Source organism: Achromobacter sp. MFA1 R4 (genome assembly GCF_900156745.1).
GTDB lineage: Bacteria > Pseudomonadota > Gammaproteobacteria > Burkholderiales > Burkholderiaceae_B > Achromobacter.
Map to the genome: position 1 here is coordinate 2,770,990 of NZ_LT707065.1, position 19,113 is coordinate 2,790,102.

General features: G+C 66.1%; 21 protein-coding genes. 9 read left to right on the plus strand and 12 right to left on the minus strand.

Features of this window, described 5'->3' with window-relative positions:
• Positions 1-160 precede the first annotated feature (160 nt).
• On the plus strand, positions 161-631 hold the full coding sequence (locus tag BXA00_RS12665; protein WP_076518815.1) for an Lrp/AsnC family transcriptional regulator: 471 nt from the start codon (positions 161-163) through the stop codon (positions 629-631).
• Between the two features lie 10 nt (positions 632-641).
• Here the strand turns inward: BXA00_RS12665 and BXA00_RS12670 are convergent, their stop codons facing one another.
• The gene (locus tag BXA00_RS12670; RefSeq protein WP_076518816.1) at positions 642-1,451 is read right to left on the minus strand and encodes an alpha/beta fold hydrolase; all 810 of its coding nucleotides are present in this window, start codon (positions 1,449-1,451) and stop codon (positions 642-644) included.
• 141 nt (positions 1,452-1,592) lie between these two features.
• Between BXA00_RS12670 and BXA00_RS12675 the strand changes: the two genes are divergently transcribed.
• A complete protein-coding gene (locus BXA00_RS12675) occupies positions 1,593-2,090 on the plus strand; it encodes a YbaK/EbsC family protein (RefSeq protein ID WP_076518817.1) in 498 nt (165 codons plus the stop codon).
• Between the two features lie 30 nt (positions 2,091-2,120).
• Here BXA00_RS12675 and BXA00_RS12680 read toward each other — a convergent pair whose 3' ends face one another.
• The 10 genes from BXA00_RS12680 to BXA00_RS12725 all read right to left on the minus strand — a co-directional run bounded on the left by BXA00_RS12680 (position 2,121) and on the right by BXA00_RS12725 (position 11,206).
• Positions 2,121-2,933 (minus strand): ABC transporter ATP-binding protein, encoded by an 813-nt coding sequence (locus BXA00_RS12680; protein ID WP_076518818.1) that lies wholly within the window; start codon positions 2,931-2,933, stop codon positions 2,121-2,123.
• On the minus strand, positions 2,930-3,973 hold the full coding sequence (locus BXA00_RS12685; RefSeq protein ID WP_076518819.1) for an iron ABC transporter permease: 1,044 nt from the start codon (positions 3,971-3,973) through the stop codon (positions 2,930-2,932). Before BXA00_RS12685 ends, BXA00_RS12680 begins: the two co-directional genes overlap by 4 nt.
• On the minus strand, positions 3,973-4,662 hold the full coding sequence (gene ybgF / locus BXA00_RS12690; RefSeq protein WP_076518820.1) for a tol-pal system protein YbgF: 690 nt from the start codon (positions 4,660-4,662) through the stop codon (positions 3,973-3,975). The genes BXA00_RS12685 and ybgF overlap by 1 nt, the downstream gene beginning before the upstream one ends.
• Before the next feature lie 85 nt (positions 4,663-4,747).
• Positions 4,748-5,248 carry a peptidoglycan-associated lipoprotein Pal gene (gene pal, locus BXA00_RS12695; protein ID WP_076518821.1) on the minus strand — a complete coding sequence of 167 codons (501 nt, stop codon included), beginning with the start codon at positions 5,246-5,248 and terminating at the stop codon, positions 4,748-4,750.
• Between the two features lie 31 nt (positions 5,249-5,279).
• On the minus strand, positions 5,280-6,602 hold the full coding sequence (gene tolB, locus BXA00_RS12700) for a Tol-Pal system beta propeller repeat protein TolB (RefSeq protein ID WP_076518822.1): 1,323 nt from the start codon (positions 6,600-6,602) through the stop codon (positions 5,280-5,282).
• 16 nt (positions 6,603-6,618) lie between these two features.
• A complete protein-coding gene (tolA, locus tag BXA00_RS12705) occupies positions 6,619-7,788 on the minus strand; it encodes a cell envelope integrity protein TolA (RefSeq protein WP_076518823.1) in 1,170 nt (389 codons plus the stop codon).
• Positions 7,789-7,827: 39 nt separating this feature from the next.
• Complete coding sequence (gene tolR, locus BXA00_RS12710) at positions 7,828-8,289, minus strand: protein TolR (RefSeq protein ID WP_076518824.1); 462 nt, start codon at positions 8,287-8,289, stop codon at positions 7,828-7,830.
• Positions 8,289-8,969: a protein TolQ gene (gene tolQ, locus BXA00_RS12715; protein WP_056327907.1), complete on the minus strand. Its 681-nt coding sequence runs from the start codon at positions 8,967-8,969 to the stop codon at positions 8,289-8,291. The genes tolR and tolQ overlap by 1 nt, the downstream gene beginning before the upstream one ends.
• Before the next feature lie 2 nt (positions 8,970-8,971).
• A complete protein-coding gene (gene ybgC, locus BXA00_RS12720) occupies positions 8,972-9,394 on the minus strand; it encodes a tol-pal system-associated acyl-CoA thioesterase (RefSeq protein ID WP_076518825.1) in 423 nt (140 codons plus the stop codon).
• Between the two features lie 81 nt (positions 9,395-9,475).
• On the minus strand, positions 9,476-11,206 hold the full coding sequence (locus tag BXA00_RS12725) for a proline--tRNA ligase (RefSeq protein ID WP_076518826.1): 1,731 nt from the start codon (positions 11,204-11,206) through the stop codon (positions 9,476-9,478).
• Between the two features lie 65 nt (positions 11,207-11,271).
• On the opposite strand from BXA00_RS12725, the gene BXA00_RS12730 reads away from it, so the two are divergent.
• The 6 genes from BXA00_RS12730 (at position 11,272) to BXA00_RS12755 (ending at position 17,307) form a co-directional block, all read left to right on the plus strand.
• On the plus strand, positions 11,272-11,844 hold the full coding sequence (locus tag BXA00_RS12730) for an RNA pyrophosphohydrolase (RefSeq protein ID WP_056327909.1): 573 nt from the start codon (positions 11,272-11,274) through the stop codon (positions 11,842-11,844).
• Positions 11,825-12,511 (plus strand): response regulator, encoded by a 687-nt coding sequence (locus tag BXA00_RS12735; RefSeq protein WP_076518827.1) that lies wholly within the window; start codon positions 11,825-11,827, stop codon positions 12,509-12,511. The genes BXA00_RS12730 and BXA00_RS12735 overlap by 20 nt, the downstream gene beginning before the upstream one ends.
• Positions 12,512-14,044, plus strand: a complete 1,533-nt coding sequence (locus BXA00_RS12740; protein ID WP_231952249.1) for a sensor histidine kinase — start codon at positions 12,512-12,514, stop codon at positions 14,042-14,044.
• A 213-nt stretch (positions 14,045-14,257) separates the two neighbouring features.
• A complete protein-coding gene (locus BXA00_RS12745) occupies positions 14,258-14,737 on the plus strand; it encodes a tripartite tricarboxylate transporter TctB family protein (protein WP_172805874.1) in 480 nt (159 codons plus the stop codon).
• Positions 14,738-14,743: 6 nt separating this feature from the next.
• Positions 14,744-16,267, plus strand: coding sequence for a tripartite tricarboxylate transporter permease (locus BXA00_RS12750; RefSeq protein WP_076518829.1), 1,524 nt, complete (start codon positions 14,744-14,746; stop codon positions 16,265-16,267).
• A 110-nt stretch (positions 16,268-16,377) separates the two neighbouring features.
• Entirely contained in the window at positions 16,378-17,307 is a 930-nt protein-coding gene (locus BXA00_RS12755; RefSeq protein WP_076518830.1) for a glyoxylate/hydroxypyruvate reductase A, read from the plus strand.
• Here the strand turns inward: BXA00_RS12755 and BXA00_RS12760 are convergent.
• A complete protein-coding gene (locus BXA00_RS12760) occupies positions 17,301-18,236 on the minus strand; it encodes a LysR family transcriptional regulator (RefSeq protein WP_076518831.1) in 936 nt (311 codons plus the stop codon). The genes BXA00_RS12755 and BXA00_RS12760 overlap by 7 nt on opposite strands.
• 195 nt (positions 18,237-18,431) lie before the next feature.
• Here BXA00_RS12760 and BXA00_RS12765 point away from each other — a divergent pair, with 195 nt between their 5' ends.
• Positions 18,432-19,061: an FMN-dependent NADH-azoreductase gene (locus tag BXA00_RS12765; protein ID WP_076518832.1), complete on the plus strand. Its 630-nt coding sequence runs from the start codon at positions 18,432-18,434 to the stop codon at positions 19,059-19,061.
• Positions 19,062-19,113: the final 52 nt, after the last annotated feature.

Sequence of the window (19,113 nt, forward strand, 5' to 3'; positions counted from 1 at the left end):
GAAATCGGACGGGCGGGATAGATGCCCGTCTTGCAGGAAAGTCTACGGGCTGCCGCGCAAAATAGGTTTCCTGTTTTCCGCCGATTCGCCGTGAATCGGAAAATATCCTTCCGGTAAACTTCGTCGCAGCAGGGATTTTGCCCCCTGATACCCGGAAACCATGCCCACACTGCCCAAAATCGACGACACCGACCGCAAGATCCTGCGCGCCCTGCGCGCGGACGGTCGGCTGACGAACCTCAAATTGGCCGAAACGGTCGGGTTGTCGCCCACGCCCTGCTGGAACCGCGTCAAAGCGCTGGAAGAGTCGGGGGTGATCGAAGGCTATGCCGCGCTGCTGAACCAGAAGGCGCTCGGGCTGCCGGACACGGTCATGATCGAAGTCACGCTGGAACACCACGACGACGACACGCTGGCGCGCTTTGGCGAAGAGATCAGCCGTCTTCCGGAAGTGGTGGAGGCGTTCCTGGTGACGGGCGAGTACGACTACCTCATCAAGGTGGCCGTGGCGGGCACGGAAGGGTACGAGGAGTTCCTGCGCAAGCGGCTGTACAAGCTGCGCGGCGTGCGGCACAGCCGCTCGACCTTCGTGCTGCGCCGCCTGAAGCACACGCCGTCGGTCGAGCCCTGACCGGCGCGGATCAGCCGCCGATGAATTCCTGGATGGCGCCGTTGAAGGCGCGGGGATTGCCCAGGTTCATGCCATGCGAAGAACCCGCGATGTCCACGCGATGGGCCTGCGGCAGCCACTGCGACAGGGCGTCCAGCACGGCCGGGTAGGGCGCGGGACTCAGCGCGCCGCCGATCAGCAGGACCGGCAGCGTCAGGCTGCCGATCTGCGCCGGGCCCAGCGTCTCCGGCCGCTCGTCCACCTGGCCGAAAAGCGTGCCCACGTTGTCGCGCACCATGTCCTTGAACCAGGGCACCATGCGCTGCCAGGTGTTGGGACCAGTCACGGTGTCCACGAACAGCGCCAGCCCCTCTTCGACCTCGCCCTGCCGGATGAGCGCCAGGGCGCGCTGGCGAAAGCCGCCGCGCTCGTCGCCGCCGCCGGGCAGCGGCAGGCCGGGGTCGGCCAGCGTCAGGCTGCGCAGCGCGTCCGGCTGGCGCAGGGCGGCTTCCAGCGCGACGCGGCCGCCGCGCGAATGGCCCACCAGGTGGGCAGGGCCGCCCGCTACCTTGTCGATGAATTCCAGCACGTCGCTGGCGTGCTGGTCGATCGAAAAGCCGCCGCCTTCGCCGTCCCAGGTCTCGGGCCAGTACCGGCGCAGGCATACGGCCAGCACCCGGAACGAACGGCCCAGCGGCGCCATCTGCGATTTCCAGTAACGGCTGTCGGACAGGGAGCCGTGCACCAGCACCAGCGGGGTGCCGCTGCCGTACTCGGTGTAGGACATGGCGTAACCGCCGATGGAGGCGGTTTGCAGAGGCAGGACGGGTTCGGAACGCATGAAGAGTGGGACGTGAAGCCAGGTCCGCATTCTAGCCCGGCAGGGCGGCGGGGCGGGATCGCCGGACGCTGATAAACTCGTCTGCGGTCCGCCGGCGCAGCCAGCCCGCGCGCCCGGTTCATTTCAACGGAGTTCGTATCGATGTCGCCTGAATCCATCGCCGCCCTGCCGGAATCCGCCCAGCGCGTCGCCCGCCTGCTGGTGGAAATGGGGCATGACAAGCCCGTGGTGGTGCTGCCCCAGACCGGCAAGACCTCGGCGGAAGCGGCCGCGGGGCTGGGCTGCGAAGTCGCCCAGATCGCCAAGTCCATCATTTTCCGGCGCGCCGCCGACGACGCGCCGGTGCTGGTCATCGCCAGCGGCGCCAATCGCGTGGATGAAGCCAAGGTGGCGGCGCAGGTCGGGGCGCTGACCAAGGCCGACGCGCGCTTCGTGCGCGACATGACCGGCTACGCGATCGGCGGCGTCTGCCCCATCGGCCACGCGGTCAAGCCCGTGATGCTGCTGGACGCGGACCTGTTCAACTACGACAGCCTGTGGGCCGCCGCGGGCCATCCGCATACCGTGTTCAATCTGACGCCGGCGCAGTTGGCGGACATGACCGGCGCGCCGGTCGCCGACGTGGCGCTGCGCGGGTGACCATCCCGCCCCGGCCGCCCGCGGCGGCGATCACCCCGGGTGTTCTTCCAGCCCGTCGATCAGCACCTGCCGGCGGCCTTTCGAACACGCCTCCACCCGCGCCTGCACCCCATAGACGGCCGCCAGCGCCTGCGGCGTGATCACGTCGGCCGGCGATCCCGCGGCGTGCAGCCGCCCCGCATGGATCATCACGGCCTGGTCCGCGTGCTGCAGCGCCACGTTCAGGTCGTGCAGCACGATGAGGCTGATGAGCCCATGCTCGCGCGTTTCCTGCCGCAGCAGCCGCATGACATGGAACTGGTAATTCAGGTCCAGGGCGGACAGCGGTTCGTCCAGCAGCAGCACGCGCGGATGGCGGATCAGCGCCTGCGCCAGGCCCACCAGTTGCTTCTGCCCGCCGGACAGCGCGTCCAGGTAATGCAGCGCCAGATGCGCGATGCCCAGCCGTGCCAGCAGCCGGTCGATGGCGGGCAGGTCCGCCGGCGGCGCCGCCGCATCGCTGGCGCGGGCCGCCACCAGCACCGACTCGAACACCCGCAGGTGCACGGCCGCCGGCAGGCTCTGGGGCAGGTACACGACGTGGCGGGCGCGCTCGCCGTGATCCAGCCGGGTCAGGTCCAGCCCGTCCAGCGTCGCTGCGCCCGCGCGCGGCCGCAGCAGGCCGGCCAGGGTCTTGAGCAAGGTCGATTTGCCGCTGCCGTTCGGGCCGAGCAGCGCCGTGACCTCGCCGGCAGCCAGCGCCGGAACCGACAGGCCGCGCAGCACGTCCTCGCCGCCATAACCGGCGGTGAGCGACTGCACCGTCAATCCGCCGTGCGATTTGGCGTCGACGGGCCCGGTCATGGCAATTGCCTGCGCAGCACGACGGACACGAAAAACGGAATCCCGACCAGCGCGGTGACGATGCCCACGGGCACCACCACGCCGGGCATGAGATTCTTGGACGCAATCGACGCCAGCGACAGGATCACGGCGCCCACGAGCGCGCTGCCCGGCAGATAGAAGCGGTGGTCTTCGCCGAACAACCGGCGCGCGATGTGCGGCGCCACCAGTCCGATGAACCCGATCGTGCCGACAAAGGCGACCGCCAGGGCCGACAGCAGGCTCACGCGCGCCAGCGCCGACACGCGCAGGCGGCGCACGTCCACGCCGAAACTGGCGGCGCGGTCCTCGCCCAGCCGCAAGGCCGTCAGCTTCCAGGACTGCCGCATGGCCAGCGGCAGCGCCAGGGCGAACGCAAGCGCCATCACGCCGACCGTCGTCCAGCTTGATCGCGCCAGACTTCCCATCGTCCAGAACACCAGGTTCTGCAGGGCTTCGGCGCTGGCCGTGAACTGCACCAGCGACACCAGCGCATTGAAGGTAAACACCATGGCGATGCCGAACAGCACGACGCCCGACGTGTTCATGCCGCCCCATCGGGCGACCGCGTCCAGCAGCAACGCCGCCAGCAGGGCAAACAGGAAGGCATTGGCCGCGATCAGCCAGCCGGCGGGAATGCCCGGCAGCCCGAGCTGCAGCACGATGGCCAGCGACGCGCCGAACGCCGCCGCCGACGACACGCCCAGCGTGAACGGACTGGCGAGCGGGTTGTTCAGGATGGTCTGCATTTCGGCGCCCGCCAGCCCGAGCGCCATGCCCACCAGGGCGGCCATCAGGGCCGAGGGCAGGCGGATGTCCCAGACGATCACGCGGTACGTGGCGTCGGCCTCGGCCGGCCGGACGAAGGTCTGCCAGAGTTCACGCCAGGGCAGGCCCGAGGGGCCGACGGTGAAATCGATCAGCAGCGCAAACAGAATCGCCGCCAGCAGCAGGGCAAGAAGCCCCGCCCGGCGGCGAAGGATGTGGCGGTATGCGCCGGCCGCGCTGGCGGCTTGGCGCATTACTGCAGCAGTTGGAGCCGGCTCTTGGCCGTGGCGGCGGCCGGCGTGGTCGGATAGTCGCGGACGATGCGCTGCAGGGTGGCCTTGGCGCCCGCGCGGTTGTTCAGCTCGATCTGGCTGCCGGCGATGATCAGCAGCGCATCGGGCGCACGGGCGTTATCCGGCGAATTCTGCACCATGGCATTCAGCTGCTCGATGGTGCCCTTGAAATCCTTCAGCGCATAGCGGCTGCTGCCCTGGTAGAACTGGGCGCTGGGGGCGAGCTGGCTGTTGGGATAGAGCGCGGTAAAGGCGGCCAGCGATTCGGCCGCATCCTTGTACTGCCCCTTGCGAAAGAGGTCCATCGCGCCGTCATAGGCGCTCTGTTCCTGCGGATCGCCGGCTGACGCGCCCGGAGGATTCGCGTTGCCCGGCGCGGCGCCCGGCCGGCTGCTGGGCTGCTGGCGCGACACCAGTTCGAGCTGGTCGCGCAACTGGGCGATTTCCTGTTGCAAAGCCTGGATCTGGTCGGCCAGCTGCAACCTGGCGCGCTGGTTTTGCTCGTTCTGCTTCTGCACCTGCTGACGCAGATCCAGGATGGCCTTGCGGGCTTCATCGTCGGAAAAAGCGTGAGCGGGCGCCGTCAGGGCGGCAAGCGCCAGGCCAGTGGCCATGATCAGGGGACGCAGGGACAGAACGTAATCGCGCATGAATATTCCCGGGTATAAAAACAAACGTCGGGACGGCCGGCTGGCCGTCCCGACGCGTGGTAGGGCTCCAGACTAAGCGAAAAGCTTAACGCAGATAGTTGATATCGGCGCGGCGGTTTTCGGCAAAGTCGGCTTCAGACGTACCCGTCGAGCGCGGCTTTTCCTTGCCGAAGCTGATGGTTTCGATCTGGTTGTCGCTGACGCCCAGCAGGGTCATCATGCGACGCACTGCGTCGGCACGACGCTGGCCCAGGGCCAGGTTGTACTCGGCACCGCCGCGTTCGTCGGTGTTGCCTTCGATCTTGATCTTTTGCTGTTGGTGCGCAGCCAGATACTTGGCATGGGTTTCGACCAGGCCACGGTATTGGTCCGACACGGTATAGCTGTCGAAATCAAAGTACACCGAGCGCTGTTGCGCCAGGATGCTTTGGGGGTTGAAGGGATCAAGGATCTGGCCGGAGGCCGAGGATCCTTGGCCAGCGCCTCCGCCCTGACCCGCTTTATCGTCGAGAGGGACGGAGCTGCAAGCCGCCAGGGTGGCGGCCAGAGCGGCGATGGTTAGGCTTTTGGCAATGCGCGACTTCATGATAGTTCCTTTGCAAAGAGAGTCACACGTGTTATCGGGTAAATGGGCCCCAAGTCGGTTCACGTATTTCCCCGTTCAGTACCGAAAGCGTCTGTCGTACGCGTCCATCGCTTGAAACACCTGCAAGCACGCTACGGCCATTTTGGATGGCGGCGTAGAGGACTTGCATGCCATTGGGCGCAAAGCTCGGCGACTGATCGTCACGACCATCAGTCAGCAAAGTCTCGGCGCCAGTGGACAAGTTCAGGGATGCGATTCGAAACGCGCCGTCTCGTCTTGCAACGTACAGCAGCGTCGATCCGTCGGGGGAAATTCGGGGTGAGATGTTGTAACCACCATTAAACGTGAGACGGCGGGCCTCGCCGCCTGTCGAGCCGGTTTGGTAGATTTGCGGCCCGCCGCTGCGGTCACTCGTAAAGATAATGGAAGCCCCATCGGGCGTAAAGCTCGGTTCGGTGTCAATGCCGGGAGAACGCGTAACTCGGGTCGGATTCGAGCCGTCCGCTGCATTAACGACGTAAATTTGCGACAAACCATCACGCGTCAGGGCGACGGCCAGCTTGCTGCCATCGGGCGACCAGCCGGGGGCGCTGTTGTTGCCCTTGAAGTTGGCGACGGGCGCGCGGGCGCTGGTGGCCAACGTGTGCACGTAGACGACAGGTTTGCCGGATTCGAAGCTCACATAGGCCAACTTGGAGCCATCGGGCGACCAGGACGGCGAGATGATCGGCTCGCGCGAGCGCAGGGCAACCTGGGGATTCTGGCCGTCGGCGTCAGCCACCTGCAGTTCGTAGGTGGAGCCCTTCTTCAGCACATACGCGATACGCGTCGAGAACACGCCGCGAACGCCGGTGATCTTCTCGTAGATGCGGTCTGCGATCTGGTGGGCAACACGGCGCAGTTCCTGCTCGGTGCCCGAAAACGCCACGCCATCCAGCTGCGACTTCTTGACCGTGTCGGCCAGGCGATAGCGCACGTCGTAGCGGCCGTCGGCGCCGCGGGTGATGCTGCCGTAGGCGATGAAGTCCGCGCCCTTGCCGCGCCAGTCGTCGTGGGCGATCGGGGAGTCCACGTTCAGGCCGGAGCCCGCGGCGTTGATCAGGCGGAATTGTCCGGTGCGGGTGAGGTCGGCGCGGATGACTTCGGCCAGCGCGCGGCCATGGGTGTCGTCGACGGCAAAGTCCGCGATGGCCACGGGGTACTGGGTAGCGCCGGTGCCGGAGATATCGACACGCAACTGGGCATGGGCAGGCTTCATGGCGATCAGCAAGGCCAGGGCCGCCATCAGCAGCGCGATGCCGTACGCTCTCCAGAGCGTGGCGGGGGGCACTCGTCGACTATAAGCGGGAGTCATGTTCGTCAATCTCCTGTCAGTCATACATTCTGTAGACAACGTCAATAATGGGTTCGTAGCGGCCCGTCGAGGGCTTCGGGAACGGGTTGCAACGGCGGATGCCCGTCTCGACCGCGCGGTCGAAACCGGGGTTGCCAGAAGAACTGGTCAACGTGACGCCATTCACCTTCCCGTCAGAGCCTAACTGTACCCGGTATTGCGCCGTGGGATTTCCGGAGCCGCTGCGGGGCGGGGGCGGATAAGCCACCCCGGGTTGCACGCAGGCGCGGACCTTGGCGCCATAGCCGCTGTCGCGTCCGCCGCCCGCCTGGTTGCGGTCGGCAGTGCCCCCGGGGATGCCCGCGGCGCCCAGGGCGTCGTTGCGGAATGCATCCTTCAGGGCCTTGTCCGCGGCGGCCTTCTTCGCGGCGGCAGCCTTCTCGGCGGCGGCTTTTTCGGCGGCGGCTTTTTCGGCGGCAGCCTTTTCAGCAGCAGCCTTTTCGGCGGCGGCCTTCTCGGCAGCGGCCTTTTCGGCAGCCGCCTTCTTGGCAGCTTCTTCCTTGGCCTTTTTCTCGGCAGCCGCCTTCTCGGCGGCGGCCTTTTCAGCGGCGGCTTTCTCGGCGGCAGCCTTTTCGGCAGCCGCCTTCTGGGCAGCGGCCTTCTCGGCAGCGGCTTTTTCCGCGGCAGCCTTCTCGGCGGCCTGGCGTTCCTGCTCCAGGCGCTTCTTTTCCTTCAGTTCGGCCTGCTTGCGCTCTTCTTCGAGACGCGCCTTTTCCTTGGCGGCCTCGGCGGCCTCGCGCGCCTTCTCTTCCTGCTCGCGCTTCTTCTTGGCCTCCTGGATGGCGATCTCGGGATCAACCTCCTCGGTCTTGGCCTGGACTTGCGGCTCGGGTTCGGGCGGGGGCGGGGGAGGCGGCGGCGGAGGCGGTTCGGGCGCCTTTTCGGGCTCCGGCTCGGGCTGCGGCTTCGGTTGGGGTTTGGGCGGTTCGGGCTGCGGCGTGGGCGGCGGCGAGACGGGCGAATTGCCGTCCGCCCAGAGTTCGACCTGGACGGGGCCAGGGTTCTCGGTGTGCCAGTTCACGCCAAAGATCAGGGCGACCAGCAGCAGCAGGTGCACCGCCACGGCCAGAATGAGCGAATTCCGGTTGTCGTTGTTGGGCGGGGTGGCCGGCGGGCCGCTGCGGTGTCGAATTATGGGTGGCGTCATGTGCGGTGCATGCCGGCCGGGCCGGCGGATGGCGGCGCGTTAGCGTTTCTTGGCGGGAGCGGGCTGTTGGGCGGCTGCGGCGGACTGGTCCACCAGCAGGCCCAGGCGGGTGATCCCGTTGGTGCGCAGCTCGTCCATGACCTTTACGACCGTCTCGTAGGGCACCTTGCCGTCGGCGGCGATGACCACCGGGGTTTCCGCGGTAATGCGCGAACGCACTTGCGCCACCAGTTCGGTGCGCGCGATGTCCTGCAGGGTGGCGCCGGCTTCGCGCATGCGCAGCGCGATCTTGCCGTCTTCGGAAATCTGGACTTCCAGCGGTTTGACCGGCACGTCGGAGGCGGCACCCACCGACGGAAGCTGGATCAGCCCGGGCGTGATCAGGGGCGCCGTCACCATGAAGATGACCAGCAGCACCAGCATCACGTCGATGTACGGCACCACGTTGATGTCGGCCTTCATGCGGCGGCCGGACCTGCCGCGCGAGCTTACCGAGGGCATTAGCGCACCTGCCGTTGCAGAATGTTCAGGAATTCATCGACGAAGCTGTCAAAGCGGATCGAAATGCGGTCGATGTCATTCGTGAAGCGGTTGTAGGCAACCACGGCCGGGATGGCGGCGAACAGGCCGATCGCCGTGGCGATCAGCGCCTCGGCGATGCCGGGGGCTACCGAGGCCAGCGTGGCCTGCTGCATGTTCGACAGGCCGATGAAGGCGTGCATGATGCCCCAGACCGTGCCCAGGAGGCCGATGTAGGGGGACACCGAACCGGCGGACGCCAGGAAGTTCAGGTGGGATTCCAGCGCGTCCATTTCGCGCTGGTAAGCGGCGCGCATGGCGCGGCGCGGGCCGTCCAGCACCGCGGTGGCGTCGCCGCTGGCGTTGCCGCGGCGGGCCTTCAGGAATTCGGTCATGCCGGCATCGAAGATGCGGGCGAGGGCGCCTTGTTCGTCGCGGCGCGACGCCACGGCCTGCTGCAGCATGGACAGGTCGCCGCCCGACCAGAAGTCGTCTTCGAAGCGGCGCGTCTGGTCATGGGCCCGTTTGATGGCCATGCGCTTGGCGAAGATGTAGGTCCAGGACATGATCGAAATGCCCAACAGCATCAGCATGATGAGCTGGACCGGCACGCTGGCGTGCGAAATCAGCGAAAGCAACGACATGTCGTTGGTGACTTGCATGGTTATTCCTGAATGAATTCCAGTTTTGCGCGAACGTCGGCCGGCAGTTCCGCCGGCCGCATGTGGATGGCATCGACGCAACAGACTTGGATGTTGCCTTCGGCAAGCAGTTCCCCGTCGCGTTCCGCACGCTGCGCGAAGTGTATCGAAGCGCGGCCCAGTTTGGTGACTCGGCTGCGTATGGTAAGCAAATCGTCCAGCCTGGCCGGTTTGCGGTAGGACATGTCCAGGGCGCGGACGACGAAGAGCCGTTGCTCGCTGGCGGCCAGTCCGGATTGGTTCACTCCCAGATCGCGCAGCCATTCTGTGCGGGCGCGCTCCAGGAATTTCAAGTAGTTGGCATAGAAAACCACCCCGCCTGCATCCGTGTCCTCGTAGTAGACGCGGACTTGCAGGGTGGATTCGGCAGACTTCGGATCGGTCACGATACAGGGTAATGAAGAGGCGGGTCGGGACGCAGGGAAGTCCGTAGCTACTATAGGGTATGTCTGGCGTTCAGGCCGGGTTCAAAGCGTGTCGAGTTTCGTCAGCACGGCTTCAAGCGCGGACTCTACCGGAATCTTGGCCGCTTCGGTTTCCCGCCGGGCCTGCAATTCCACCACACCATCGTTCAGGCCGCGTTCTCCAACTGTTACACGCAGCGGCGCGCCGATCAGTTCCCACTCGGCGAACATGACGCCGGGACGGGCATCGCGGTCGTCAAGCATCACATCCACGCCGCGCGCGAGCAGCGATTCGTAGAGTTTCTGCGCGGTGTCACGCACCGTTTCACTTTTGCCCCAGCCCACCGGGCAGATCACGACCTCGAAAGGCGCGATCGCGCGGGGCCAGATGATGCCGCGCGCGTCGTGGTTCTGCTCGATGGCGGCGCCCACGATACGGGTGACGCCGATGCCGTAGCAGCCCATTTCCAGGACGGCCGGCTTGCCGGTTTCGTCCAGGAAGGTGGCCTTCAGGGCTTCGGAGTACTTCTTGCCCAGGTAGAAGACGTGGCCCACTTCGATGCCGCGCTGGATCGACAGCGTGCCCTTGCCGTCCGGCGAGGGATCGCCCGCGACGACGTTGCGCAGGTCGGCCACCTGTTCCGGTTCGGGCAGGTCGCGGCCCCAGTTCACGCCCTGGGTGTGGAAATCTTCGCGGTTGGCGCCGCAGACGAAGTCGGCCATGTTGGCGACGGTGCGGTCGGCGATCACGTGGACGGGCTTGGCCGTCTTGACCGGGCCCAGGTAGCCGGGCTTGCAGCCGAAATGCTCGACGATCTCGGCTTCGGTGGCGAAACGGAAGCCCGACAGCCCGGGCAGCTTGCCCGCCTTGATCTCGTTCAGTTCGTGGTCGCCGCGCAGGAGCAGCAGCCAGATGTCGACCTTGCCCTTGTCGCCATCGGTGGCCAGGACGATGGACTTGATCGTGCGCTCCAGCGGGATGCCCAGCAGCTTGGCGACGTCTTCGCACTTGGCGGCGCCCGGCGTCGCGACGTCTTCCATGGCCTGGGCGGCCGCGGCGCGGGTCGGGTACAGGCAGGGGGCTTCGGCCAGTTCGATGTTGGCGGCGTAGTCCGAATCCGCGTTGTAGACCAGCAGGTCCTCGCCCGTGTCGGCGATGACCTGGAATTCATGGCTGCGCGTGCCGCCGATGGAGCCCGTGTCGGCCGCCACAGCACGGAACTCAAGTCCCAGGCGGCCGAAAATCTTCATATAGGCGCTGAACATGGTGTCGTAGCTGCGCTGCGCGCCCGCTTCGTCGCGGTCGAAGGAATAGGCGTCCTTCATGGTGAATTCGCGGCCGCGCATCAGGCCGAAGCGGGGACGGCGCTCATCCCGGAACTTGGTCTGAATGTGATAGAAGTTCAGCGGAAGCTGGCGGTAGCTGTGGATTTCATTGCGGGCGATGTCCGTGATGACCTCTTCGGACGTGGGCTGCAGCACGAAATCGCGCTGGTGCCGGTCCTTGATGCGCAGCAGTTCCGCTCCGTATTGCTCCCAGCGCCCCGATTCCTGCCACAACTCGGCCGGCTGCACCACCGGCATCAGCAGCTCGATGGCGCCTGCGGCGTTCATTTCTTCCCGGATGATCGCCTCGACCTTGCGGATGATCTTCAGGCCCAGGGGCATGTAAGTGTAGATGCCGCCCGCGAGCTTGCGGATCATCCCGGCGCGGGTCATCAGCTGGTGGCTGGCGACTTCCGCTTCGGAAGGGGCTTCTTTGAGGGTGTTGATGTGGTAGTTGGATGCGCGCATGTTTAAAGGTGGCAGCAGATACGTATAATCGACCGTAATTGTATTGAATTCGGTGGGGGTGGCCCATGCTTGACCGCGAAGGCTACCGCCCCAATGTCGGCATCATTCTCGTCAACACTAGAAACGAGGTCTTTTGGGGCAAGCGTATCAGGGAACATGCATGGCAGTTCCCCCAGGGCGGCATCAAGTACGGCGAAAGCCCGGTGCAGGCCATGTATCGCGAACTCCATGAAGAGGTGGGCTTGAAGCCCGAGCATGTCCGTATTTTGGGGCGTACACGCGATTGGTTACGTTATAACGTGCCCGATCACTTTGTCCGGCGTGAGTGGCGTGGCCACTATAAAGGACAAAAGCAGATTTGGTTCTTGTTGCGCCTGGTGGGACGTGACAGCGACGTTTGCCTGCGCGCGACGCAGCATCCGGAATTCGATGCCTGGCGCTGGAGCCAGTACTGGGTTCCGCTGGATGCCGTCATCGAGTTCAAGCGAGACGTCTATACCCAGGCGTTGAACGAGTTGTCAGCCATCCTCTTTCGGCGCCATCACGAGACCCGCTACCTGCGCCAACGGGTGCACGGTCAGCGAGCAGCAGAGAATTTGCCCGAAGGAACGGACGGTCATGCGCATATTGTTGGTTGAAGACGAACGGGACATGGCGTCCTGGCTGATGCGCGCGCTCGCCCAGAGCGGGTTCGTCCCCGATCACGCGGCGGACGCGCGCACGGCCGAAGCCTTCATGGCCGGCACCGAGTACGACGCCATCGTCATGGACCTGCGCCTGCCCGACAAGCACGGCCTGGTCGTCCTGCGCGAAATGCGCAACCGCGACGACCGCACGCCCGTCCTCCTGCTGACGGCGCAGGGCGCGCTGCAGGACCGGGTGCGCGGCCTGAACCTGGGCGCGGACGATTTCCTGACCAAACCCTTTGCGCTGGAAGAACTGGAAGCCCGCCTGACGGCGCTGGTGCGGCGCAGCCGCGGCCGCCAGCATCCGCGCCTGCAGTGCGGCTCGCTGTCCTACGACAGCGAAAGCCGCGCCTTCACCCTGGACGGATCCCTGCTGTTCCTGACCCCGCGCGAACACGCCGCCCTGGCGGCGCTGCTGACGCGCAGCGGCTATCCGGTGGACAAGGCGCACTTGTTCGGCAAGGTCTTTACGCATGACAGCGAAGCCAATCCGGACGCGATCGAAGTCGTGCTGCATCGCCTGCGCAAAAAGCTGGCCGGCAGCGACGTGCGCATCGTGACGGTGCGCGGACTGGGCTACATGCTGGAAGGCGTCGCCAGCGAGTCCGCGGAACCCTAGGTGAGCCTGCGGATACCCGGATTGCCGCGCGTCGGCATCCGCGCGCTGCTGATCATCCTGCTGCTGCCGGGCGTGGTGGTGCTGCTGGTCATCGACAGCCTGAACGACTATCGCACCCTGTCGGAAATCACCAACGAAGCCTACGACAGCGCCCTGGTGGAACCGGCGCGCGTGCTGGAGAGCAGCCTGGAATTCACGCCGGACGGCAACCTGCAGGTGGCCACGCCGCTGTATGCGCAGGTCATGCTGGAATCCCGGGCGGGCCTGCGCAAGTATTTCCGCATCGAGGAAATCGATCCTCCCTTGCCCGACGACGCGCCCGTGCCCGTGACCCAGGGCAAGACCTTGCTGGGCATGCCGGAGATGCCGCGTCCGCCGTCCTGGCCGCGCTCGAACGGCCAGCCCATCTTTTACGACGGCGTGTATCGCAACGATCCGGTGCGGGTCGTGTCCGTGGTGCGCGATCTCTATTACCAGGGCCAGCATCGGCAGGTGCTGGTCGTCGTGGCCGAAAGCACCGGCAAGCGCATCGAAGCCGAGAACAGCGCGCGGCGCCAGGAAATCCTGCGCGACGCGCGGATGCTGGCGCTGGTCGTGGTGCTGGTCTGGTGGGGCGTGTCCTGGGCCTTGAAGCCGCTGCGCCGGCTGCAGGCCGACATCCGCGCGCGCCGCTCCGATGACCTGACGCCGCTGGACGCCTCGCGCGTGCCCAGCGAAGTCGCGCCGCTGGTCGAAGCCGTCAACCACCACATCGCCCGTTACCGGCGGGTGCTCGACGAGCAATCGAACTTCCTGGCCGACGCCTCCCACCAGTTGCGCACCCCGCTCGCCATCATGCTGACGCAGGCGCAGTACACGCTGCGCGAACGCGATCCGGCGCGCGCGCGCGAAGGCCTGCGCGCCATCGTCGACCAGCTCGGGCGCACGCGCCGCCTCACCGAACAGCTCCTGTCGCTGGCGCATGCCAACCAGGCTGGCCAGACTCCGCGCCAGTTGCTGGACATGAATGCCGTATCGCGCGAAGTCGTGCTGCAGTACCTGCCGCTGGCGCACGAGAAGCAGCAGGACCTGGGCTGGGTGCAGGCAGACGCCGAAGACGGGCAGGACACGCCCGTGCAGGTGTCCGGCAACGAGGCCGAACTGCACGAGGCCTTGTCGAACCTGGTCCACAACGCCATCCATTACGCGCCGGTCGGCGCCCGCATCACGGTGTCCGTCTGCCCGGTGGAAAACCGCGTCGAGGTCGCCGTGTCCGACAATGGACCCGGCCTGGAACCGGTCATGCGCAAACGCGCCTTCACGCGTTTCGAGCGCGTGGGCACGGACAAGCCGGTGGCGTCCTCGGGCTCCGGTCTGGGTCTGGGCATCGCGCGCGCCTACGCCCGGCGCAACGACGGCGATATCGAGCTGCGCGACGGCGAGCCCAACAGCCAGGGCGGGGTGGGCCTCGCGTCGGTGCTGTGGCTGCCGCTGGCGCCCACTGTCTCACAGTACCCGCGACCTGCCGAGGTCCAGCTCAAGGGCGATCAGTAGCGCCCGCCTTTTCCCGCCTTTCCGCCTTGTTTTTCGCGGCTGTCGCCGCTGCCGATCAGGGATAACCCCCGGATTCAGGAACCCGACAGCGCATAGAAAGCGGATTAGCAGCTTCCTTCCGTAATCTGCGTTCCGGCCTGTCGTCAGGGGCCGGGCGTCGCTCGTTTCGGGCGGCGCATCGCGGGCCGGCGCAGCCCGGCACAAGGAAGGAGGATGGAAGTGCAAAAGACAATCAACAGAAAGGACTATTACGGCGGCGCGCTGATGGTCCTGATCGGGCTGGCCGCGATCTATGGCGGAACCGACTATCACATCGGCACGCTCAGCCACATGGGCCCGGGCTTCTTTCCCGCGGCGCTCGGCGGCCTGCTGGCGCTGACCGGCGTGCTGATCGCGCTGTCGGCGCGCTCGGACGCACCTGCCGCGCCCGCGCCGGCAGAGGGCCATCCCACCGGCATGCCCGACATCCGCGGCAGCGTGTGCATCCTGCTCGGCATCCTGGCCTTCCTGCTGCTGGGCCATTACGGCGGCCTCTTGCCCGCCACGTTCGCCATCGTCTTCATCTCGGCGCTGGGCGACCGCAAGAACACGATCAAGCAGGCCATCCTGCTGTCGATCGCCATGTCCGCGATCGCGGTCGTCGTTTTCTGGTGGGCGCTGCAGTTGCAGCTTCCGCTGTTTCGTTGGGGTTGAAGCGCCATGATCTCTCAAGCTCTGGTAGACCTTTGGTACGGCTTTGGCGTTGCGTTCCAACTGCACAACCTGATGTGGTCGTTCTTCGGCGTGCTGGTGGGCAACCTCATCGGCGTGCTGCCCGGCATGGGCGCGCTGTCGGCCATTTCCATCCTGCTGCCGCTGACCTACGTCATGCAGCCCGTGCCCGCCATCCTGATGCTGGCCGGGATTTTCTACGGCTCGCAGTACGGCGGCGCCATCGGCGCGATCCTGCTCAACCTGCCTTCGCATCCGCCGCACGCGGTCACCTGCCTCGATGGGTATCCATTGACCAAGCAGGGCAAGGGCGGCACGGCGCTGGGCATCACGATGATCTGCTCGTTCTTCGCGGCGTCGGTCGGCATCATCGTCATGATCTTCGCATCGCCCCTGCTGGTCGAGGTGGCGTTCAAGTTCGGCCCGACCGAGATCTTCTCGATCATGCTGCTGGGCCTGCTGGCGGGCGCCACCATGTCGCGCGGCTCGCCGCTCAAGGGCGTGGCGATGACGCTGTTCGGCCTGATGTGCGGCGTGGTGGGCACGGACGTGAACACCGGCACCATCCGCTTCTCGTTCGGCCTGCTGGACCTGTCTGACGGCCTGGAACTGGTCGCGATCTCGATGGGCCTGTTCGGCGTTGCGGACTTCCTGATGAGCGTGAACCGCATGACCATCATCGGCAGCGGCGCCAAGCTGCGCCTGCGCGACATGCGGCCCAGCAAGCAGGAGCTGAAGACGGCCTTCTGGCCCATGGTGCGCGGCACGGCCGTCGGCACGCTGTTCGGCGCCATGCCCGGCACCGGTCCCACCATCACCACGTTTGTCGCCTATGCGCTGGAGCGCAAGATCTCCAAGACGCCCGAGAAATTCGGCACCGGCATGATCGCCGGCGTGGCTTCGCCCGAAGCGTCGTCGCACTCGAAGACGCAGGTCGATTTCATCCCGACGATGAGCCTGGGCATTCCCGGCGACGCCGTGATGGCGCTGATCCTGGGGGCGCTCCTGATCCAGGGCATCCAGCCCGGCCCGCAGCTCATCACCGAGCATCCGGACATCTTCTGGGGGCTGATCGCCAGTTTCTGGGTGGGCAATGTGCTGCTCATGGTGCTGAACGTGCCGCTCATCGGCGTGTGGGTCAAGCTGCTGCAGGTGCCGTATCGCTACCTGTTCCCGTCCGCGCTGTTCTTTATCGCGGTGGGCGTGTATAGCACCCAGAACAGCCTCTTCCAGATATGGGAAGTCCTTGCCTTCGGCGTGATCGGGGCCATCCTGATGACACTGGAGTTTTCGGTGGCGCCCATCCTGCTGGGCTTCGTGCTGGGGCCCATGGTCGAAGAGAATTTCCGCCGCGCGCTGCTGTTGTCGCGCGGTGACCTGGGAGTGTTCATCGAACGGCCCATCAGCGCGTGGTTCATCGGCGCGAGCGCCTTGCTGGTCGCGCTGCAGGTCTGGGCCTACCTGCGTCGCAACAAGGGCAAGAACAAGCCCCAGGTGCCGCAGACCGCCTGATCGCCCGTCTTTCGATGCAGGCGCACACGGCCCGGCTTCATGCCGGGCCGTTTGATTTGTGCGCCAGCATCCCTCATGCTTGGGGTTTTCATCGCTCGCGCGCTGCCACCATGCATATTCTCTTTGCTTGTCCCCATCACGATCCTGATTCCTGGGTGCCTCGCCTCGAGGCCGCCATGCCCGGCTGCCGCATCTCGGTGTGGAATCCCGAAGGCCCGCCGTCCGGCGCGCAAGTCGCCCTGGTGTGGCGTCCGCCGGCCGAGCTCTTCAAGCACGAAACCCAGCTGCAGACCTTGTTCAATCTGGGCGCGGGCGTCGATGCGCTGCTGAAGATGCCGGAGATCCCCCCGCACGTGCGCATCGTCCGTCTCGAAGACGCCGGCATGGCGGTGCAGATGGCCGAATACGCGCTGTATGCGCTGCTGCGCGTCTCGCGCGATTTCGAAGCCTTCGACCAGGCCCAGGCGCGCCAGCACTGGGATACCCGCGAGGGCACGCGCCAGGCCGATTGGCCGGTGGGCGTGCTGGGGCTGGGGCAGGTGGGCGCGCGCGTCGCGCAGACGCTCGCCGAGTTCGGCTATCCGGTGGCGGGCTGGTCGCGCTCGCCGCGCGAGATTCCCGGCGTGCAGTCCTTTGCCGGCGAAGCCGCATTGCCCGATTTCCTGGCGCGCACGCGCTTTCTGGTCAACGTGCTGCCATTGACCCCGGATACGCAGGGCATCCTCAATCGCGAAACCCTGTCGCGCCTCTTGCCCAATGCGCATCTGGTCAACGTGGGCCGAGGGGAGCATCTGGTCGAAGACGACCTGGTGCAGATGCTCGAAGAGGGCGAAATCGCGGGGGCCACGCTGGACGTTTTCCACGAGGAACCGCTGCCCAAGGACCATCCGTTCTGGCATGACCCGCGCGTCCACGTCACGCCGCACATCGCGGCACGCACGCTGCGCGACGAAAGCATCGAGCAGATCGCGGGCAAGGTCGCGCGCCTGATGCGCGGCGAGCCCATCACCGGCGTGGTCGAGCGCACGCGCGGCTACTGAGGCGTCGGCGCCGCGGCTTTCTCCAGCCGCTGGTACATCGAGGGCAGGCGCTGCGACAGGAAGTCCAGCAGGGTGCGCACGGCGGGCATCATGCCCCGCCGCGACGGATAGATGCAGTGCACGATGCCCTCGGGCGATTGCCACTGCGGCAGCACCGGCACGAGCTGCCCGCGGCGCAGTTCTTCCTGCGTCGCGATCGACGGCAGCAAGGCGATGCCGCGCCCGCGCACGGCTGCCTCCGTCAGGACGATGAAATCGTTGCACGAGAGCTGCGGCTTCAGTTCGATCTGCACCTCTTCGCCCTTGTCATTGCGCAGCGGCCAGCGCACTTCGTTCTGCGGATCGCTGAAACTCAGCGTGGTGTGCGACGCCAGGTCCTGCGGCGTGTCCGGCGCGCCGTGGCGCTGCAGATAACCTGGGCTGGCCACCAGCGTGCCGCGCGCCGTGCCCAGGTGGCGCACGACCAGTTCCGCGTCCGTGTCCAGCTTGGTGCGGACCCGCAGGGCCAGGTCCACGCCTTCGCGGATCAGGTCCACGCGCCGGTTCGTGACCAGCAACTGCACGGAAATCGCGGGCCATGCATCCAGGAATTCGGGCAGCAGCGGAGCCAGCACATCCTGGGCGATCGACACCGGGCAACTCACGATCACCGGGCCCGTGGGCTCGGCCTGCAATTGGCGCATGGCGTCGTCCGCCGCCCGCGCCGATGCGGCCATTTCCCGGCAGTAGTGCAGGTAGCGTTCGCCGGCGGACGTGAGCCGCAGCCGGCGGGTGGTGCGCTGCAGGAGGCGCACGCCCAGGCTCTCTTCCAGGTGGGAGATCCGGCGGGAGAGGCGGGACTTCGGGATGTCCAATGCCCGCGCGGCGGCGCTGAACCCCCCTTGCTCAACGACTTGGGAAAAGTAGTAAAGGTCGTTTAGATCTTGCATGATTGTTCTATGTTTGGAACGAACAGTTCATCATACCCGTATTTATGTATCTAATTAACCCATCTACAGTGACGCCATGCACAACGGATCTGCCAACGCCGCCGCAGCGGCAAGGCCCCGCCCGATCATCCTGACGGGCTCGGCGGCGACAGGTCCAGCCGCCCGTCCCGGGGCGGTCCCACTGGAGATATTGCAATGAAGACCCTGGTCATCCTTTCCTCGATTCTCGGCGAGCGTTCCAACAGCAAGCAATTGGCCGATCACTTGATCGCGCGCATCAAGTCGTCCAACCCCGCAGCCGCGGTCAAGGTCCGCGACATCGGCGCGCAGCCCATTCCGTATTTCGACGGCAACACCGCCGGCGCTCTCTTCACCCCGGCCGAAGCCCGCACCGTGGAGCAGCAGCGCCTCGTCGAACTCAGCGATTCGCTCGTGGCCGAGCTGATGGAGGCCGACCGAATCGTGTTCGCCGTGCCCGTGTACAACTTCAACCTGCCGGCGCAATTCAAGAGCTATCTGGATCACCTTGCCCGGGCCGGCGTCACGTTCCGTTATACGCCGGAAGGCGTGCCCGAGGGGCTGGTCAAGGGTAAACAGGTGGTCGTGCTGACGGCGCGCGGCGGCAAGGCCGAAGGCACGCCCTCGGACACGATGACGCCTTACCTGCGCCAGATGCTGGGCTTTCTGGGCATGCACGACGTGACCTTCATCGCGGCCGAAGGCATGGCCATGGGCGAAGTCGCCGCGCTGGAAGGCCTGGCCCTCGCCAAGCAGCGCATCGACGCGCTGCTGCCCGCTGCCAGCGAGGCCACGCTCGCTGCGTGAACCATGGGCCTTGGGCCATGAGCCGTGAACCCTAGGCCGTGAGACGTAAATC

What these genes read in the sequence shown, in the direction of transcription:
- BXA00_RS12665 (WP_076518815.1), top strand. Translation starts at nt 161, where the DNA reads ATGCCCACACTGCCCAAAATCGACGACACCGACCGCAAGATCCTGCGC.
- BXA00_RS12670 (WP_076518816.1), bottom strand. Translation starts at nt 1,451, where the DNA reads ATGCGTTCCGAACCCGTCCTGCCTCTGCAAACCGCCTCCATCGGCGGT.
- BXA00_RS12675 (WP_076518817.1), top strand. Translation starts at nt 1,593, where the DNA reads ATGTCGCCTGAATCCATCGCCGCCCTGCCGGAATCCGCCCAGCGCGTC.
- BXA00_RS12680 (WP_076518818.1), bottom strand. Translation starts at nt 2,933, where the DNA reads ATGACCGGGCCCGTCGACGCCAAATCGCACGGCGGATTGACGGTGCAG.
- BXA00_RS12685 (WP_076518819.1), bottom strand. Translation starts at nt 3,973, where the DNA reads ATGCGCCAAGCCGCCAGCGCGGCCGGCGCATACCGCCACATCCTTCGC.
- ybgF (WP_076518820.1), bottom strand. Translation starts at nt 4,662, where the DNA reads ATGCGCGATTACGTTCTGTCCCTGCGTCCCCTGATCATGGCCACTGGC.
- pal (WP_076518821.1), bottom strand. Translation starts at nt 5,248, where the DNA reads ATGAAGTCGCGCATTGCCAAAAGCCTAACCATCGCCGCTCTGGCCGCC.
- tolB (WP_076518822.1), bottom strand. Translation starts at nt 6,602, where the DNA reads ATGACTCCCGCTTATAGTCGACGAGTGCCCCCCGCCACGCTCTGGAGA.
- tolA (WP_076518823.1), bottom strand. Translation starts at nt 7,788, where the DNA reads ATGACGCCACCCATAATTCGACACCGCAGCGGCCCGCCGGCCACCCCG.
- tolR (WP_076518824.1), bottom strand. Translation starts at nt 8,289, where the DNA reads ATGCCCTCGGTAAGCTCGCGCGGCAGGTCCGGCCGCCGCATGAAGGCC.
- tolQ (WP_056327907.1), bottom strand. Translation starts at nt 8,969, where the DNA reads ATGCAAGTCACCAACGACATGTCGTTGCTTTCGCTGATTTCGCACGCC.
- BXA00_RS12725 (WP_076518826.1), bottom strand. Translation starts at nt 11,206, where the DNA reads ATGCGCGCATCCAACTACCACATCAACACCCTCAAAGAAGCCCCTTCC.
- BXA00_RS12730 (WP_056327909.1), top strand. Translation starts at nt 11,272, where the DNA reads ATGCTTGACCGCGAAGGCTACCGCCCCAATGTCGGCATCATTCTCGTC.
- BXA00_RS12735 (WP_076518827.1), top strand. Translation starts at nt 11,825, where the DNA reads ATGCGCATATTGTTGGTTGAAGACGAACGGGACATGGCGTCCTGGCTG.
- BXA00_RS12745 (WP_172805874.1), top strand. Translation starts at nt 14,258, where the DNA reads ATGGAAGTGCAAAAGACAATCAACAGAAAGGACTATTACGGCGGCGCG.
- BXA00_RS12750 (WP_076518829.1), top strand. Translation starts at nt 14,744, where the DNA reads ATGATCTCTCAAGCTCTGGTAGACCTTTGGTACGGCTTTGGCGTTGCG.
- BXA00_RS12755 (WP_076518830.1), top strand. Translation starts at nt 16,378, where the DNA reads ATGCATATTCTCTTTGCTTGTCCCCATCACGATCCTGATTCCTGGGTG.
- BXA00_RS12760 (WP_076518831.1), bottom strand. Translation starts at nt 18,236, where the DNA reads ATGCAAGATCTAAACGACCTTTACTACTTTTCCCAAGTCGTTGAGCAA.
- BXA00_RS12765 (WP_076518832.1), top strand. Translation starts at nt 18,432, where the DNA reads ATGAAGACCCTGGTCATCCTTTCCTCGATTCTCGGCGAGCGTTCCAAC.